Genomic DNA, 18773 nt, shown 5'->3' with positions numbered 1-18773 from the left:
TCACCGTTCGTTGTGGTCGCTGGTGCCGCGTGCGGCGTCTTCGAGTTCGCGCAGGACGTGTTCCTCCACCAGGTCCGCCAGGGCGGCGACCGTGCGGGTGGTCAGCACGTCCCGGGGGGTGAGCTCCACGCCGAAGGTCTCGTTGACCCGGGAGGCGATGAGCAGGCTGCGCAGCGAGTCGCCGCCGAGGGCGAAGAAGTCGTCCTCGGCACCCACGGCCGTCTCCAGGGCCTCGGACCAGACGTCCGCGAGGAACTGCTCGGTGGGGGTGCGCGGGGCGACCTGTGCGGCGGGCTCGTGCAGGTCGGGTCCGGGTGCGGGCAGGGCCGCGCGGTCGGTCTTGCCGTTCTCGGTGAGCGGGAAGCGCTCCAGGACGACGAAGGCCGAGGGGACCATGTGGCCGGGCAGCATCCGGGCGGCGAACGTGCGCAGCTCGGCGCCGGCCGGGATCTCGGCGTCCGGTGCGGCGAGCAGGTGGGCCACCAGGCGCGGCGTCCCGGGCTCGTCCTCCCGTACGGCCACCACGGCATCCCGGACGGCAGGATGGCCCGCCAGGGCGGCCTCGACCTCTCCTGCCTCGATCCGGTGCCCGCGCAGCTTCATCTGGTGGTCGGTACGGCCGAGGTAGTGCAGCTCGCCGCGGGCGTCGCGGCGGACCAGGTCGCCGGTGCGGTACATCCGCTCGCCCGGTGCGCCGTACGGGTCGGCGAGGAACCGGGTGGCGGTCAGGCCGGGACGGTGGAGGTAGCCGCGGGCCAGGGAGGGTCCGCTGATCCACAGTTCGCCGGGGACGCCGTCGGCGACCGGCCGCAGCCGCCCGTCGAGCACATAGCTGCGGCTGCCCGCGCGGGGGCGCCCGATGGGCGGTGCGGCGCCGTCGGGCACCAGCGGACCGGACCACGTGGCGACCACCGTGGTCTCGGTGGGCCCGTAGGAGTTGATCATCCGGTGGTGCGGGGCCCAGCGGGCGACCAGGTCGGCGCCGCAGGCGTCCGCGCCGACGATGAGGGTGCGCAGGTCCGGCAGGGTTCCCGCGGTGGCGGGCGGCACCGTGGCGAGCGCGGCGGGCGGCAGCAGGGTGTGGGTGATGCGTTGCGCGCGCAGCACCTCGGCCAGCTGCGCGCCGAGCAGCGGTCCTGGCGGCGGCACCACGAGAGCGGCGCCGGCCGGCAGGGCCATGCACAGCTCCAGTACGGAGGCGTCGAAGCTGGGGGTGGCGAAGGCCAGCACCCGGTCGCCCGGCCGTACTTGGTAGTGGTCGGCCTCGGCGGCGGCGAAGGCGGCCAGGCCGCGGTGGGTGACGACCACGCCCTTGGGGGTGCCGGTGGAGCCGGAGGTGTAGATCACGTAGGCCGGGTCGTCGAGGTCGAGCGGGCGGACGCGGTCCCGGTCGGTGGGCCGGGGAGCCGGTGCGGCGTCGTCTCCGGCGGCCAGGAGGTCGTGGACCTCGGCGGCTTCCAGGGTGACGGCCGGTGCGGCGTCGCGCAGCATCAGCGCGATCCGCTCGGCCGGGTACCCGGGATCCACCGGCAGGTAGGCGGCGCCCGTCTTGGCGGTGGCGAGCTGGGCGACGACCATGTCGGCCGATCTCGGCAGGACCAGGGCGACGAGGTCGCCGGGGCCGGTCCCCCGGGCGAGGAGGTGGTGCGCGAGGCGGTTGGCCCGCGCCTCCACCTGCGCGAAGGAGAGCCGGAGGTCCGGTGCGCTCACCGCGGGGGCGTCGGGCCACCGGTCGACCGCCGCCTCGACGAGCGCGGCGAGGGGGGCGGCCGGGACCGTGTCACCGGCCGTCGGTGCGCCGCGCCCGGTCAGCCGCTCGCGCTCGTCCGGCGGCAGGATGTCGATCCCGTCCACGGTCGTCGCGCCGCCGGGTTCGGCGAGGGCGCCCAGGGTGTGCACCAGCTGGGCGGCCAGGGACCGGGCGGTGGACTCCTCGAAGTACCGCGGGTCGTAGCCGAGTTCGACACTCAGGCGGGTGTCGGGCGAGATCACCACGGTGAGCGGGTAGTTGGTGGCCTCCAGGGCGTGCAGATCGCGGACGCTCAGGCCGTGTGCGGTGGCCGCGGTGTCGTTGATCGGGTAGTTCTCGAAGACCACCAGGCTTTCGAAGAGCGGTGTTCCGGCAGGAAGTTCGCTCCAGTTGCGCAGGTCCGACAGCGGGACCTGCTCGAAGCCGCGGGCGTCGGCCTGGGCGGACTGCAGACCGCGCAGCCAGTCGGCCGGGGCCGCGCCGCCGTCCACGTCGCAGCGCACCGGCAGGGTGTTGATGAACAGGCCGGTGATGGCGTCGGCGCCGGGCAGGTCGGCGGGCCGGCCGGAGACCGTCGTGCCGAAGCACACCTCGCGCTCCCCGCTCCAGCGCGCCAGCAGCAGGCCCCAGACCCCCTGGACGACGGTGTTGAGGGTGAGGTGGTGGCGCCGGGCGAAGTCCTGGAGCGCGGCGCTCTCCCGCTCGCCGAGCCGCTCGGAGAGCCAGGTGCCGGCGCGGGTGGCGGCGCCGGGTGCCGGGCGGCGGTCGTAGGGCAGCGGGGTGGGTGCGGTCAGGCCGGCCAGGGCACCGCGCCAGTGCTGTTCGGCGGGGGCGGTGTCGTGGGCGGCGAGCCAGGCGGCGTAGTCCGCGAACGGCCTGCGGCCGGGCAGGTCCGGGGCGTCGCCGCGGGTGAGCGCCGCATGGCAGGAGAAGACGTCCGAGAGGACCTGGAAGACGCTCCAGCCGTCGAGCAGCACATGGTGGAAGGTCCACACCACCCGTACCTCGGCCGGGGAGAGCCGGATGAGGGTCAGCCGCAGCAGCGGCGCCCGGTCGAGGGCGAGCCCGCGGCCTTGGTCCTCGGCGAGCAGCCGTGCCAGTCCGTCGTCGCGCCGCTCCTGCGTCAGCGCGCTCCAGTCGAGCTCGGTGACGGGCAGGGCGACGGAACGGTGGACGGTCTGCAGGGGTACCGGCACCTCGTGCAGGACCACCGCGCTGCGCAGCACGGGGGTGCGGTCGACGACCTGCTGCCAGGCGGCGGCCAGCAGCCGGGAGTCGGTGACGCCGTCCAGGACGAAGGTGGCCTGTTCGACGTAGAGCCCCTGGTCGGGTTCGTCGAGTCCGTGGAAGACCATGCCGGTCTGGGTGGGGGTCAGCGGGTAGACGTCCGTGACGTCCCGGCCGTCGCCGACGAGCCGGTCGACGGTCTCCTGGTCGAGGCGGACCAGCGGGAAGTCGGAGGGCGTGCGCCCGCCGGCGTCCGGCTCCGCGCAGTGCCGCACGATCTCCCGCAGCTCGGCGGCCATCTCCTCGGCCAGTTCGGCCACGGTGGACCGCAGGTGCAGGTTCTTCGAGTACGACCAGGTGAACTCCAGCCGCTTGTCCGCCACCATGCCGACGATGTCGATCAGATGCGGCCGGTCGGCCGCCCGGTCCATGTCGCCCTCCAGCGCGCCGTACGGTGCGTGCAGCAGGCCGTCGCCGCCGGACGCGCTCCAGTCCTGCTGGCCGAGGTAGTTGAAGGCGATCTGCGGATCGGCCGGCAGCCCCGGGGCCCCCGGGGTGCGCAGATGGCGCAGCGCACCGTGTCCCAGGCCGTGCCCGGGCAGCGCCCGCAGGCCCTCCTTGGCGGACTTCAGCGCCGTGGCGAGGTCCGCGTGCGGCGGAAGGTCCAGCGCGACCGGGAACATGGTGGTGAACCAGCCGACGGTGCGGGAGAGGTCGATGTCGTCGAAGATCTCCTCGCGGCCGTGGCCCTCCAGCCCGATCCGTACCCGGTCGTGCCCGGTCCAGCGGGCGAGTACCCGGCCCAAGGCGCACAGCAGGACGTCGTTGATCCGGGTCCGGTAGGCCTCCGGGACGTCCTGGAGCAGCCTGCGGGTCTCCTCGGCCTCCAGGCGGACGGTCACGGTGTCCTCGGAGTCCGCGGAGTTGCGGCCCGTGTGGTCGGTGGGCAGGTCCGTCAGGCCGTCCGCGGCGCTCCAGTGGGCGAGTTCGCCGTCGAAGCCGCCGGCCGCGGTGTGGTCGTGCAGCCGCTGCGCCCAGGCCCGGAACGAGGTGGTCTTGGGGCCGAGCGCGGCCCGTTCCCCGGCGCGTACCCGGCCGTAGGCGGTGTCGAGGTCTTCCAGGATGATGCGCCAGGACACCGCGTCGACGACCAGGTGGTGGGCCGCCAGCACCAGGACCGGGCGGTCCTGGTCGCCGAGGTGGCACAGCGCGGTCTTCAGCAGCGGCCCGGTCGCGAGGTCGAAGCCCGCGCACAGGTCCGCCGTCAGCGCGCGCAGCTCCGCGGCACGGTCCTGCGGCTCCAGGCCGACGAGGTCGTGGACCTCCAGGGCGGGGGCCGCACCGGGCGCCGCGGTGTACTGGCGCCAGTGGCCGCCGTCGGTGGTCTCGTACACCGTGCGCAGGGCGTCGTGGTGCTCCAGCACCGCGGCCAGGGCGGCCCGCAGCGCGCCCTCGTCGACCTCGGCGGCCAGCTGGAAGGCGAGCGACTGGGTGAAGTGCCCGGGGCGGTCCGGGACGCTGTCGAACAGCCAGTGCTGGACGGGGGTGAGCGGCACCTCGCCCACCACCGGGCCCTGTTCTGCGGTGGACGCCGTGGCCGGCAGCTGCGCCGCGGCCGCGGCCAGGGTGGCGACGGTCTGGTGGACGAACAGATGGCGCGGGGTCAGCGCGAGACCGGCGCGGCGGGCCGCGGAGACGATCTGGATGCTGAGGATCGAGTCCCCGCCGAGCGCGAAGTAGTTGTCCTCGGCGCCCACCCGGTCCACGCCCAGCACCTCGGCCCAGATGCCGGCGAGCGTCTGCTCGGTGTCCGTGCGCGGCGGGACGTAACCGGCGGCCGGGGCGGCCCAGTCGGGCGCCGGCAGGGCACGCCGGTCGAGTTTGCCGGTGGCTCCCAGCGGCAGCCGCTCCAGGGGGACGACGACCGCGGGGACCAGATGGTCGGGCAGGCTCCGGGCCAGGAAGGCACGCACCGCGGCGGGATCGGCGTCCGCCGCGCCCCGGGTGACCACATACCCCACCAGGCGTTTGTGGCCGTCGGTCTCGACGACCCGGGCGGCGGCCTCGGCCACCTCCGGGTGCCGGGCCAGCGCGGCCTCGACCTCGCCGAGTTCGATGCGGAAGCCGCGCACCTTGACCTGGTCGTCGCCGCGGCCCAGGTACTCCAGCTGCCCGTCGGCGTCCCAGCGCACGAGGTCGCCGGTGCGGTACATCCGCTCGCCCGCGGGGCCGAACGGGTCGGCCAGGAAGCGCCGGGCGGTCAGCCCGGGCCGCGCGAAGTAGCCACGCGCCACACCGGTCCCGGCGAGGTAGAGCTCGCCGGGGACGCCGACGGGGACCGGCCGCAGGTGCGGATCGAGGACATAGGCCCGGGCGCCGGCGACCGGGCTGCCGATCGGCGGCGTGCGGTCCGGGTCGGCCGGGTCGCAGTACCAGGCGGTGGCGTAGACGGTGGCCTCGGTGGGGCCGTAGATGTTCGCGACCCGGCAGCCGGGGACGGCGGCGCGGACCTCCCGTACGGTACGGGCCGCTAGCCCCTCGCCCGCCAGTACCACGGTGTCCGCCGTGACGTGCACGGTGTCCTCGGCGAGCAGTTGGCCGAGGGCCGAGGGGACGGCGCTGAGCAGGCTCGCGGTCCAGGGCGCCGAGCGTTCGGCGAGGGCCAGCAGGTCGCTCACGATCTCGACGCAGCCGCCGGACAGCAGCGGGCTGAAGATCTCGAATACCGACACATCGAAGTTGAGCGAGGTGGACGCCACGACGTGGGACAGGCCCCGGCCGCCGAACTCGCCGGCCGCCCAGTCGGCCAGGGCGACGACCGACCCGTGGGTGGCCACCACGCCCTTGGGCAGGCCGGTGGAGCCCGAGGTGTGGATGACGTAGGCGGGGTGGGCGGGCAGCAGTGCGCCGGTCCGCTCGCCGTCGCCGAGGTCGGCGGCGGACTGCCCGGCGAGCCGGTCCGCGGTCCCGGGGTCGTCCAGCGCGATCCGGGTGGCGGGCCCCTCGGGCAGCCGCCCGGCCAGTGCGGCGGTGGTGAGGACGATGTCCGGTCCGATGTCGTCGAACAGGAAGGAGACCCGCTCGGCCGGGTACTTGGGGTCGACCGGGAGGTAGCCGGCGCCGCTCTTGAGCACGGCCAGCAGCGCCACGATCAGGTCGGCCGTGCGCGGCAGCGCGAGGGCGACGAACCGCTCCGGGCCCGCGCCCGAGGCGATCAGCAGCCGGGCCAGCCGGTTGGCGCGTGCGTTCAGCTCCCGGTAGGAGAGCCGGTCGTCCCCGGCCAGTACGGCGGTGGCGTGCGGGGTGCGGTCCGCCTGCGCCTCGAACACCTCGGGCAGGACGCGCCGCGGCTGTGCGACGGCCGTGCCGCCGAACTCCCCCAGGATGCGCCCGCGTTCGTCCGCGGTGAGCAGCGGCAGGTCGCCCAGGCGGCGGTCCGGGTCGGCCGCCATCTCCGTCAGCAGGACCCGCAGGCAGGTGCCCAGCCGCTCTACGGTCGCCGCGTCGAAGGCCGCCGGGTCGTAGTCCAGGGCCACGGTCAGGCGTTCACCGGGGGCGACGATCACGCTGAGCGGGTAGTTGGTCGGCTCCAGGTCGCGTTCCTGCTGGATGCCCAGGCCGTGCCGGGCGAGGGCGTCGCTGTCGAAGGGGTAGTTCTCGAAGACCACGATGCTGTCGAACAGGCCGGTCCCGCGCGGGACTTCGCTCCAGGACTGGAGCTCGGCCAGGGAGACGAAGTCGTAGCGCCGCGACTCCGACTGGGCGGTCTGCAGATCGCGCAGCCAGTCCAGCAGCCCGCGGTGCCCGTCGACCCGGACCCGGGTGGGGAGGGTGTTGATGAACAGGCCGACCATGGACTCCACCCCGGGCAGCGCGGCGGGCCGGCCGGAGACGGTGGTGCCGAAGACCACGTCGTCGCTGTTGCTGTAGCGGGACAGCAGCAGGCCCCAGGCGCCCTGCAGCACGGTGTTCATGGTGAGGCCGGCGTGCTGCGCGGTCTCCCGCAGACGGGCGGAGTCCGCCTCGTCCAGGGTGACGTGGACCGAGCCGGAGGACGAGGCGCGGTGGGCCTCCAGGGGCCCCCGGTCCCGCGGGAGTTCGGTCGGTGAGGTGAAGCCGGCCAGCGCGGTGCGCCAGTGCCGCTCGGCGTGTGTGCCGTCCTGCTCCGCCAGCCAGCGCAGATAGCTGCCGAACGGCGGGCGGGAGGGGACCTCGGGGCGGCGGCCCGCGGTGAGCGCCGCATACCGTTCGCAGATCTCGTCGAAGACCTGGGCCGCGCTCCAGCCGTCGAGCAGGATGTGGTGGAACGTCCACACCAGCCGGACCCGGTCGTCGGACAGCTTGATCAGGGCCAGCCGCATCAGCGGGGCGGCGGCGAGGTCGAGACCGGCCGCCCGGTCCTCGGCGAGCAGCGTGGTCAGCGCGTGCTCGCACGCCTCGGGGGTCCACCCCGACCAGTCGTGGTGGGTGACGGGCACGGTGGCCCGCGTCTGGACGACCTGCAGCGGTTCGGCGGTCTCCGCCCACACCAGGCGGGTGCGCAGCATCGGGTTGGCGTCGGCCGTCTGCTGCCATGCCGTGGCGAGCGCGGCCGGGTCGGTGACGCCGGAGAGCACCAGCTGGACCTGGTTGAAGTAGGTGTGGGAGTCGGGGTCCATCAGGCTGTGGAAGAGCATGCCCGCCTGCATGGGCGTCAGCGGGTAGATGTCCTCCACCGCGCGGCCGTCCGCGGCGACCCGGTCCACGGCCGCCTGGTCGAGGCGGGCGAGCGGGTAGTCGGAAGGGGTGCGGCCGCCGGCGTCCGGGCCGGCGCAGTGGGCGACGATGTCCTCCAGCGCCGTGAGCATGCCGGTGGCCAGCGCGGTCACCGTCTCCTCGTGGTGCACCCGGCCGCTGTAGTACCAGGTGAGTTCGAGGCACCGGTCCTCGACCCGGCCCACCACGTCCAGCAGGTGCGGCCGGACGGTCCCGGGCGCGGCGGCGCCGTCCAGTCCCCCGCGTACGGCGCGGATCAGCCCGCCGTCGCCGGACCAGTCGAACCGGCCGAGGTAGTTGAAGCTGATGCGGGGCTGGGGCGCGCCGGTGAGTTCGGCGGCGCCCGCGAGGTGCCGCAGCGCTCCGTGCCCGAGACCCCGGCCGGGTACCGCGCGCAGTTGTTCCTTGACGGACTTGAGCGCCGCGGCCCAGTCGCCGGCCGGGACGTCCAGGGCGACGGGGAACAGGGAGGTGAACCAGCCGACCGTACGGGACAGATCGACGCCCTCGAAGAGGTGGTCCTCGCGTCCGTGTCCCTCCAGGCCGACGGCGACGGTGCGCTCGCCGGTCCAGTCGGCCAGCACCCGGCCGAGCGCGGTGAGCAGCACGTCGTTGATCTGTGTGCGGTAGACGCCGGGCACCTTCTGCAGCAGGTCGCCGGTCCGCCCGCGGTCCAGGCGGACGGTGACCGAGCGCAGGTCGGCGATCGTGTTGGGGCCGTCGGCGTCGACGGGCAGGGGGGCCGCGCAGTGCGGGGCCACCGCGCTCCAGTGCGCTCGCTCGTCGTCGAAGCCGCCGGCCTCGGTGTGGTCGTGCAGCCGGCGGGCCCATTCCTGTACGGAGGTGGTCCGGGCGGGCGGGGTCACCGGGTCACCGTTGCGGGCCTGCCGGTAGGTGCTCTCCAGGTCCTCCAGCAGCACCCGCCAGGAGACCCCGTCGACCACCAGGTGGTGGACGGTCAGGAACAGCCGCGGCGACAGGTCCCGGGCGCCGGTGAACAGGCGGGCGGCGAGCAGGGGGCCCGTGTCGAGCCGGAAGCCGGCCTGGGCCTCGGCCATGGCGGCCTCGACCGCGGCGGCGCACTCCTCGTCGTCCCTTCCGGCCAGGTCGTGTACGCGCAGCAACTGCGGTCCGCCGGCGTCCGGGGCGGGGCAGTGCTGGTGCCAGGTGCCGTCCGCCCGCTGCGCGAAGCGGGACCGCAGGGCGTCGTGGTGGGCCCACAGGGCGTGCAGCGCCTCGTGCAGCGCCCCTGGGTCGGGCTCCTCGGCCAGTTCGATGACGAGGGACTGGTTGAAGTACCCGGGGTGCTCCGGCCGGGCATCGAGGAACCAGTGCTGGATCGGGGTGAGGGCGACGTCTCCGGCCACCGGGCCGGTGCCGCTGAGGGGTGCGGCGGCGCCGGTGGCGGCGGCCAGGGCGGCGATGGTGGGGTGGCGGAACAGGTCCCGCGGGGTCAGGGTCAGGCCCGCCCGGCGGGCGCGCGAGACGACCTGGATGCTGAGGATCGAATCGCCGCCCAGCATGAAGAAGTTGTCCTCGACGCCCACCCGGTCGAGGCCCAGCAGGGTGCACCAGATCTCCGCGAGGATCCGCTCGGCCTCGGTGCGCGGCGCGCGGTGCTCGCCGGCGGTGGCGGCCGACCAGTCGGGGGCGGGCAGCCGGCCCCGGTCCACCTTTCCGTTGCCCGTCAGGGGCAGCGCGTCCAGGGTCACGAACGCGGCGGGGACCATGTAGTCGGGCAGTTCGGCGGCGAGGTGGGCGCGCAGCTCCTGCGCCTGCGGCACCGTCGCCTCCGGGGCGGGGACGAGGTAGGCGACCAGGCGCTTGCGTCCGCCGTCCTCGGGGACGGTCACCACCGCTTCGGCGATCGCGGCGTGGCGGGTGAGCTGGGCCTCGATCTCGGCCGGTTCGACACGGAAGCCGCGGATCTTGATCTGGTCGTCGGCGCGCCCCACGAAGTGGAGTTCGCCGTCGGCGCTCCAGCGCACGATGTCGCCGGTGCGGTACATCCGGCTCCCGGCCGGTCCGAACGGGTCGGCCAGGTAGCGTCCGGCGGTCGCGCCGGGGCGTCCGGCGTAGCCGCGGGCGAGCCCGGCGCCGGCGACGTACAGCTCTCCCGGGATGCCCGGCGGCTGGGGCTGCAGCGCGTCGTCCAGGACGTAGACGCGGGTGTTGTCCAGCGGGCGTCCGATGGGCAGGGCGGCGGGCAGCGGGTCGCCGGAGCGGAAGGCCCGGCGGGTCGCGAAGGTGGTGGTCTCGGTGGGGCCGTAGCCGTCGACGACGGTCAGGTCAGGGCAGGCGTCGAGGACGCGGCGTACCGCGGCGCCCGGCACGGCCTCGCCGCCGGTCCACACCTCCCGGGCGCCCCGCAGGCACGCGGGGTCCTCCTGGGACAGCAGGCGGAACAGCCCGGCGGTCAGCCACAGGCAGGTGACGCCCTGTTCACGGATCGCCCGGCGCACCGTGGTGGCGTCCACGTCGGCCGGCGGGGCGAGGACGGCCCGGCCGCCGCGCAGCAGGGGTACCCACAGTTCGTAGGTGGCCGCGTCGAAGGCCTGCGGGGAGTGCACCAGGACCCGGTCGTGTCCGTCGAAGGCGCGGTCGAAGGCGAGCGCCACGACGTCCCGGTGGCGCACCGCGACCCCCTTGGGGCGGCCGGTGGAGCCGGAGGTGAACATCAGGTAGAGCGCGTTGTCGGGGTGGAGGGCGGGCAGGGGTGCGCCCTCCACCGGGGCGGCGGCGCCGGCCGGTGCGGCCCCGGCCGTCACCAGCAGGGTGCGCCCGCCGGGTGCCGCCTCGCGGGCGGCCTCCTCCCAGGCGGCGTCGGTGAGCACCAGCTCCGCCGTGGTCTCCGCCAGCACCTGCCGCAGCCGCTCCCGTGGCGCGCGGCCGTCCAGCGGGACGTACACACCGCCCGCCTTGACGAGGGCCAGCTGGGCGATGACCAGGGCGGCCGACCGGTCCATGAGGACCCCGACCGGGGCCTCCGGACGCACGCCGAGCCCGGCCAGCCGGCGGGCCAACGCGTCGGTACGGGCGTCGAGTTCGCGGTAGGTGAGGCGAATGTCCCCGGCGTCCAGCGCCATCGCGTCGGGGGTGCGCCGGGCCTGGGCGGCGAACAGTTCGGCGACCGTTCCCTCGGGCAGCGGGGCGGCGGTGTCGTTCCACTCCTCGACCACCTGGCGGCGGTGTGCCGCGCCGAGCACCGGCAGCCGCGCGGGCGGGCGCCGGTCGTCCGCGGCCAGGCCCTCCAGCAGCACGGTGAGGTACTCCCCCATCCGCTCCACGGTGGCCGCGTCGAACAGCTCCGGGTCGTAGCCGAGCCGCAGGGCCAGCTCCTGGCCCGGGTAGGCGACCAGGCTCAGCGGGTAGTTGGTGGTCTCGATGCCGTCGAGGCCGGTCAGCCGCAGCCCGTGCGCGGCGGCGAGGTCGCCGCCGACCGGGTAGTTCTCGAAGACCACGATGCTGTCGAAGAGCGGGGCCCGCTCGGGCAGGTCGCTGAACGCCTTCAGCCGGGCGAGCGGGACGAAGTCGAAGCGCCGGTCCTCGGTCTGGATCTCCTGCACCCGGCGCAGCCAGGCCGTCAGGGTGCCGTCGGCGGGGACCGTCAGCCGGGTCGGTACGGTCGCGATGAACAGGCCGTTCATCGCCTCGACACCGGGCAGCTCCGGCGGCCGTCCGGACACGGTGGTGCCGAAGACGACCTCCCGGCGCCCCGTCTGACGGGCCAGCAGCAGCGCCCAGGCCCCCTGGACCAGCGTGTTCATGGTGAGGCCGGCGCTCTTGGCGAGCTCGTCCAGGCGGCGGGTGGTGGCGGCGGGCAGGGAGAGCCGTACCGCCGCGGTGGACTCCGCGCGGTGGGCTTCCCGGGGCTCGCGGTCGTAGGGCAGGGCGGTGGGCTCGCTCCAGCCGTCGAGCCGGGTCTGCCAGTGCCGTTCGGCTTCCGCCCAGTCGCGACCCTGCAGCCAGGCCACATAGTCGCGGAACGGCCGGCGGCTGGGCAGGCCTGCCGCTGCGGGCGCGGCACCGTCCGCTGCGGCGGTGCCGCGCAGCGCGGCGTGGCACCAAAAGACGTCGGACAGCACCTGGAACAGGCTCCAGCCGTCGAGCACCAGGTGGTGGAAGGACCACACCACCTGTACCTCGGTGTCGGAGAGCCGGGCCAGGGCCAGGCGCAGCAGCGGGGCGGAGTCGAGGTCGATGCCGCGCCGCCGGTCACGGTCGAGCAGTTCTTGCAGGGCGGCCCGGCGCTCGTCGTCCGGCAAGCCCCGCCAGTCCAGCTGGGTGACCGGCACGGTGACGCCGCGCTCCACCACCAGTAGCGGTTCGGGCACGTCCTGCCAGACGACGCGTCCGCGCAGCACCGGGGTGCGGTCCGTGACCTGCTGCCAGGCCGCCGCGAGGGCCTGCGGGCCGGGCACGCCGTCCAGGACGAAGGTGAGCTGCTGGAAGTAGACGCTCTGGTCGTCCTGGGAGAGCCGGTGGAAGAGCATGCCGGCCTGGGTGGGGGTGAGCGGGTGGATGTCCTCGACGGTGCTGCCGTCGCCCACCAGCCGGTCCACGGTGGGCTGGTCGAGCGCGACCAGCGGGAAGTCGGAGGGGGTGCGGCCGCCGGCTCCGGGCCGGGCGGCGTCCCGGGCGATGCCGCCCAGCGCCCGGGCGAAGTGTCCGGCGAGCCGGGTGACGGTGTCCTCGTGGTGGAGGTTCGCCGAGTAGAACCAGGTGAATTCCAGCGCGTCGCCGTCCAGCCGGCCGACGACCTCCAGGGCGTGCGGGCGCGGCGCGGCGGGATCGGCGTCCAGCGCCAGTTCGCGGTACGGGCCGCGGTAGAGGCTGCCGTCACCGCCCGGCGTGCCGAACTGGCCGAGGTAGTTGAAGCTGATGTCCGCGGTCGGGGTGCCGGGCAGGCCCTCCGGCCGGATCAGGTGCCGCTGGACGCCGTAGCCGAGGCCGCGGCGGGGCACGGCGCGCAGCTGCTCCTTGACCGACTTCAGCACGGTGCACCAGTCGGCGTCCCGCGCCACGGTGAGGGCGACCGGGTAGCGGGTGGTGAACCAGCCGACGGTACGGCTCAGGTCCGCATCGGGGAAAAGCTCCTCCCGGCCGTGGCCCTCCAGGTCGACCGGGACCCGGTCGCGTCCGGTCCACTCGTGCAGCACCCGGCCCAGCGCGCTCAGCAGCACATCGTTGACCTGGGTGCGGAAGGCCCCGGGCAGGGTGTGCAGCACGGCGGAGGTGTCCGCCGGGGTGAGGCGCACGGTCACCGAGCGGGCCGACGCATAGGTGTTGGCGCCGGCGCGGTCGGCCGGCAGCGCCGGGTCACAGGTGCGGGCGAGCGCCGTCCAGTAGGCCGTCTCGTCCCGGAAGCCGCCGGTTTCGGCGTGCCCGGTCAGCCGCTTCGCCCAGTGGCGCAGCGGGGAGGACTTCGGCGGCAGTGCGGCGTCCGCTCCCGCGCGCCGTGCGCGGTAGGCCCGGTCCAGGTCCTCCAGCAGGAGGCGCCAGGAGACGCCGTCGACCACCAGGTGGTGGACGGCCAGGTGCAGGACGGGAGGCAGACCGGTGCCCCGGTCGTGGAGCACGGCGCGCAGCAGGGGTCCGCGGCTCAGGTCGAACGGCCCGTGGTGCGGGACGTCGTCGTCGGGGCCGGTGTGGCGCTGCAGCGCGAACCCGGGTGCCTCGCGGTCGATGTGCTGGCGCCACCGGCCGTCGCCGTCCCGCACGAAGCGCGAGCGCAGGGCGTCGTGGTGGGCGACCACGTCGTGCAGGGCGGCCTCCAGCGCGGTGGCGTCGAGGCCGTCGGCCAGCTCGACGGACATCGTCTGGGCGAAGTGGCCGGCCCGCCCGGGGTCGCTCTCGAACAGCCAGTGCTGAATGGGCGTCAGCGGCGCCGGGCCGGTGGCCTCCGCCGCGGGGTCCGGTCCCGGGGCCGGCTGCCCGGCGGCGTCCACGCACTGCGCGAGGGCGGCGACCGTCTGGTGCCGGTACACGTCGCGCGAGGTGACGGCCAGGCCCGCCTGCCGTGCCTGGGCGACGACCTGGATGCTGAGGATCGAATCGCCGCCCAGCGAGAAGAAGTTGTCGTCGACGCCGACGCGCTCGACGCGCAGCACGTCGGCCCACACGGTGGCGAGCGCCCGTTCGGTGGCGGTGCGCGGCGCGGCGTAGTCCGCCGTACCGGCAGTGGTCCAGTCCGGGTCGGGCAGCCGGCCGCGGTCGAGCTTGCCGTTGGGGTTGAGCGGCATCGCGTCCAGGACGACGACGGATGCAGGCACCATGTAGTCGGGCACGCTGCGGCCGAGCAGCCGGCGTATCGCGCTCGGGACGAGCTCCGCGCCGGGCGCCGGGACGACATAGCCGATCAGCCGCTTGTGGCCGCCGCTCTCCCGGGTGGCGGCGGCCGCCTGGGCCACCCCCGCGCAGCGCAGCAGCGCCTCCTCGACCTCGCCCAGCTCGATACGGAAGCCGCGCACCTTGACCTGCTGGTCGGCCCGGCCCAGGTACTCCAGCTCACCGTCGGTGGTCCAGCGCACCAGGTCGCCGGTGCGGTACATCCGGCTGCCGGGGGCGGCGAAGGGGTCGGCGAGGAACCGGGTGGCGGTCAGGCCGGGACGCCTGAGGTAGCCCCGGGCCAGGCCCCTTCCCCCGAGGTACAACTCGCCCGTCACGCCCGGTGGTTGCGGGCGCAGCATGCTGTCCAGGACGTAGCAGCGGGTCCGGGCGACGGGCCGGCCGATGGGCGGGGCCTGCTCGGGGGTGTCGTCGTCGGCGAACCATGCCGTGGCGTACACCGTGGCCTCGGTCGGGCCGTAGATGTTGGCGACCTGGGAGGACGGCATCGTCTCCCGGATCTCCCGTACGGTCTGCGCGGGCAGCGCCTCGCCCGCCAGGACCACCGTGTCGGCCGTGAGCGTGCCGGTGTCCCGGGTGAGCAGCCGGGAGACCACCGACGGCACCCCGCTGAGGAGACCCGCCTGCCGCGGCGCGGTGCCCGGCCGGTCGGCGAGGGCCGGGAGGTCGGCCACCACTTCGATGCTGCCGCCGGACAGCAGGGGGCAGAGCAGTTCGAAGACGGAGACGTCGAAGTTGAGCGAGGTGGAGGCCACCACATGCGTCAGCCGCTCCGGGCCGAACTGCGCTCCCGCCCAGGCCGCCAGGTCCGCCACGCTGCGATGGGTGACCACGACACCTTTGGGACGGCCCGTCGAGCCGGACGTGTAGATGACGTACGCGGGGTGGCAGGGGTCCAGCGGCCGGACCCGTTCGGCATCGGTGAGGTCGTCCTCCGGATGCCCGGCCCACTCGGCCGCGGTCTCCGGGTCGTCCAGTATCAGCCGCTCGACGCCGGCGGGCAGCGCGCCGGCCGTGTCCCGGGTGGTCAGGACGAGGGCCGGCGCGGCGTCGGTGAGCATGAAGCGGATGCGTTCGGCCGGATAGCCGGGGTCCACCGGCAGATAGCCGGCGCCCGCCTTGAGCACCGCCCACAGGACGGGGACCAGGTCGGCCGAGCGCGGCAGGGCCAGCGCCACCAGGGTCTCGGGTCCGGCCCCGCGGCGGGCCAGCAGCCGGGCCAGGCGGTTGGCGCGCCGGTTCGCCTCGTCGTAGGTGAGCTGGGTGTCCCCGCAGACCACGGCGGTCCGGTCGGGAGTGCGATGGGTCTGCGCCTCCAGGAGCTCGGGCAGGGTGGTGTCCGGTCCGTCCTGCTGCGGGGTGTTCCAGGCGTCGAGCATGGTGCGCCGCTCGTCGTCGGTCAGCAGCGGCAGTTCGGCGACGGTCCGCTGCGGGCCGTCCGCCATCCCCTCCAGCAGGAGGTGCAGCTGACGGCTCATCCGGGCCACGGTCGGGGCGTCGAACAGGTCGGTGTTGTACTCGACGGTCAGCCCGAAGGACCCGTCGCTGCGCGGCAGGAACTCCAGTACCAGGTCGAACCGTGCGGCCGGGCGCGGCAGCGGATGCTCCTCGATCCGTACGCCGCCGGCTTCCTGCGGGTGCACCATGGCGGTCTGCTGGACGACCAGGACCTGCACCAGCGGGGTGCGGCTGGGGTCGCGCTGCGGGGCCAGCTCCTCGACGACCCGGTCGAAGGGGACGCCGTCGTGGCTGAAGGCGTCCAGCAGCGTCGCCCGCACGGTGTCCAGGAAGTGGTCGACGGTGGCGGCGGGGTCGACATCGCCGCGCAGCACCAGGGTGTTGACGAAGAAGCCGGTCACCTCCTCCAGTTCCCGGTGGGTGCGCCCGTTGGTGACGGTGCCGAACACGATGTCGCGCTGGCCGGTGTAGCGGGAGAACAGCACCGAGGCCGCCCCGGCGAACAGGGTGAAGAGGGTCGTGCCCTTGGACCGGGCGAGTGCGCCCAGGCGTTCGGCCAGGTCGGCCGGCAGGTCATGGCGGTGTGCCGCGCCGGACGTGGTGCGCACCGGCGGCCGGGGCCGGTCCGTGGGCAGGTCGAGCTGCGGCAGACCGGTGAGGTGCCGCTTCCAGTACGCGAGGTCGGCGGCGTCCCGGTCCGGGGCGGGGTGCGCGCGCTCCCACACGGCGAAGTCGGGGTACTGGAGGACCGGTTGTGCCAGGCCGTCCGGGCTGCCGTCCGCCTCGGACGCGTACAGCGCGGCCAGTTCACGGACCAGCACGCCGACCGACCAGCCATCGGTGACGATGTGGTGCTGGGCCAGGAGCAGCAGATGCTCCTCGTCGGCGAGCCGGACCAGCAGGGCCCGGGTGAGGGGGCCCTCGCGCAGGTCGTAGGGGGTCTCCAGCTCCTCGGCGAGCAGCCGCTCGGCCGCCGCGTCCCGGCCGTCCGCGGGGAGGGCGCCGAGGTCGACGGTGCGAGGCGGCAGGGCGGCGGCGGTGTCGACGCGTTGCACACCGCGCCCGTCCACCGTGGTGAAGGTGGTGCGCAGGGAGTCGTGGCGCGCGGCGAGCCGGTCCAGGGCGCGGCGCAGCGCGGCGGCGTCCAGCGGACCGCCCAGGCGCACCCCGACACCGGTGTTGTACTCGGTGTCGCCGGCCGTCAGGTCGTCGAGGAACCACAGCCGTTGCTGGGCGCCGGACAGCGGCAGCGGACGGTCGCGCGGGACCGGGGTGACCGGTGCCGCCGGGCCCGTGGTGGCCGGGTCGCCGAGGAGCGGCACCAGTGCGGCGACCGTCCGGGCGGTGAACAGGTCACGCACGGACAGCCGGTCGCCGAACTCTTCCCGGATCCGGGACAGCACCCGCACGGCGAGGACGGAGTCGCCGCCGAGCTCGAAGAAGTCGTCCCCGGTGCCGATGGTGTGCACCGACAGCACCTCCGACCAGATGCCGGCCAGGGTCCGCTCGGTGGGTGTCCGGGGGGCGATGTGGCCCTGTTCCGGGGCGCGGGCCGGTTCGGGTGCGGGGAGCGCCCGCCGGTCGATCTTGTGGTGTGCGGTCAGCGGGAACGCGTCGAGGACGACCACGGCGGAGGGCACCATATGGGCCGGCAGGCTGCGGGAGGCCACGGCGCGCAACTCCGCGGGCTGCGGGGCCCGGACGGGATCGGCCGGGGTGACATAGGCGACGAGCCGCTGCCGCCCGGGCTCGTCCTCACGGACGATGACCACCGCTTCACCGACGCGGGGGTGCCGGGCCAACACCGCCTCGATTTCCCCGGGTTCGATGCGGAAGCCGCGCACCTTGACCTGCCGGTCGGCCCGCCCGAGGAATTCCAGTTCACCGTCGGCGTTCCGGCGCGCCAGGTCCCCGGTGCGGTAGAGCCTGGTGCCGGGCGGTCCGTACGGGTCGGCGACGAAGCGCGCGGCGGTCAGCCCCGGGCGGCCGAGGTAACCGCGTGCCACCCCGGCGCCGCCCACGTACAGCTCTCCGCCGGCTCCCGCCGGCACCGGCCGCATCGCCGCGTCCAGGACATGGAGCCGGGCGTGCGGCAGCGGTCTGCCGATGGACGGCGCGCCGCCGCCCACGGCCAGCGGCCCGGTCCAGGACGCGACCACCGTGGCCTCGGTGGGACCGTAGGAATTGATCAGCCGGCGCCCCGCCGCCCAGCGGTCGGCCAGCTCGGCCGGGCAGGCTTCGGCTCCCACGATGAGGGTCCGCAGGTCGGGCAGGCCGTGGTCGTCCGTCGGGGCGGGCACGGTCGCGAGCGCGGCGGGCGGGATGAGCGCGTGGGTGATGCGGTGGTCCGCCAGGACGGCCGAGAGTTCTTCGCCCAGCCACGGCCCGTCGGGCGGTACCACGAGGGTCGCGCCCGACAGCACGGAGAGGCACAGTTCCAGGACGGAGGCGTCGAAGCTCGGGGAGGAGAACTGCAGGACGCGGGCGCCCGGCGCGACGTCGTACTGCTCGGCGGCCGCCGCGGCGAAGGGCCCCAGCCCCGCGTGGGGCACCGTCACGCCCTTGGGGGTACCGGTGGATCCCGAGGTGTAGATGACGTAGGCGGGGTGCTCCGCGCACAGCGGCGCGAGCAGGTCGCTGTCCTGTGGCGCACGGTCCGGCCCCGTGGGGGGCCGGGTCTGCGCCAGGTCGTCGATGACCGCGGCCGGCCGGGCGTCGGACAGCATCAGGGCGCGGCGTTCGGCGGGGTAGGCCGGGTCGACGGGCAGGAAGGCACCGCCGGCTTTGGCCACGGCGAGTTCCGCGATGACGAGTTCGACCGAGCGCGGCAGTACCACCGCCACCGTCCGCTCCGGCCCCACCCCGCGTCCGATGAGGTCGTGGGCAAGGCGGTTGGCCAGTCGGTCGAGCTCGCGGTAGGACCAGGTCCGCCGGCCGTCCGTCACCGCGGGCGCGTGCGGGGTGCGGGCCACCCAGGCGGCGAACAGGTCCCCGAGCGGGGTGCCGGGACCCGGGCGGACCGGGCCGGACCCGGGGACCGGGGGAACGGTCCGGTCCTGCGGCGATGCGGACTCCGGGGCTGAACTTTCGTGCTGGTCCGTCATGGAGGTCGGTCCTTCTCAGCGGGGACGGGCAGTGCGGCAGGACATCGGGCAGCCCGGAAGAGCGGTCCCGGGCGGGCGCGCCGGAGCGTTCGGACGAGCCGGGTGCGAGAGAGCGGGGAGTCGCACCGGGT

At 74.9% G+C, this 18773-nt stretch carries 1 protein-coding gene; it reads right to left on the bottom strand.

The window, feature by feature from the left end:
* Positions 1–18642 (bottom strand): non-ribosomal peptide synthase/polyketide synthase, encoded by an 18642-nt coding sequence (locus tag OHS81_RS34345; RefSeq protein ID WP_328389826.1) that lies wholly within the window; start codon positions 18640–18642, stop codon positions 1–3.
* Positions 18643–18773 lie beyond the last annotated feature (131 nt).

It is taken from the genome of Streptomyces sp. NBC_00400 (genome assembly GCF_036048035.1).
Lineage (GTDB): Bacteria > Actinomycetota > Actinomycetes > Streptomycetales > Streptomycetaceae > Streptomyces.
The sequence above is the reverse complement of the archived record's forward strand: the minus strand, read 5'-3'. Positions and strand labels throughout refer to the sequence as shown.

What these genes read in the sequence shown, in the direction of transcription:
- OHS81_RS34345 (WP_328389826.1), bottom strand. Translation starts at nt 18,642, where the DNA reads ATGACGGACCAGCACGAAAGTTCAGCCCCGGAGTCCGCATCGCCGCAG.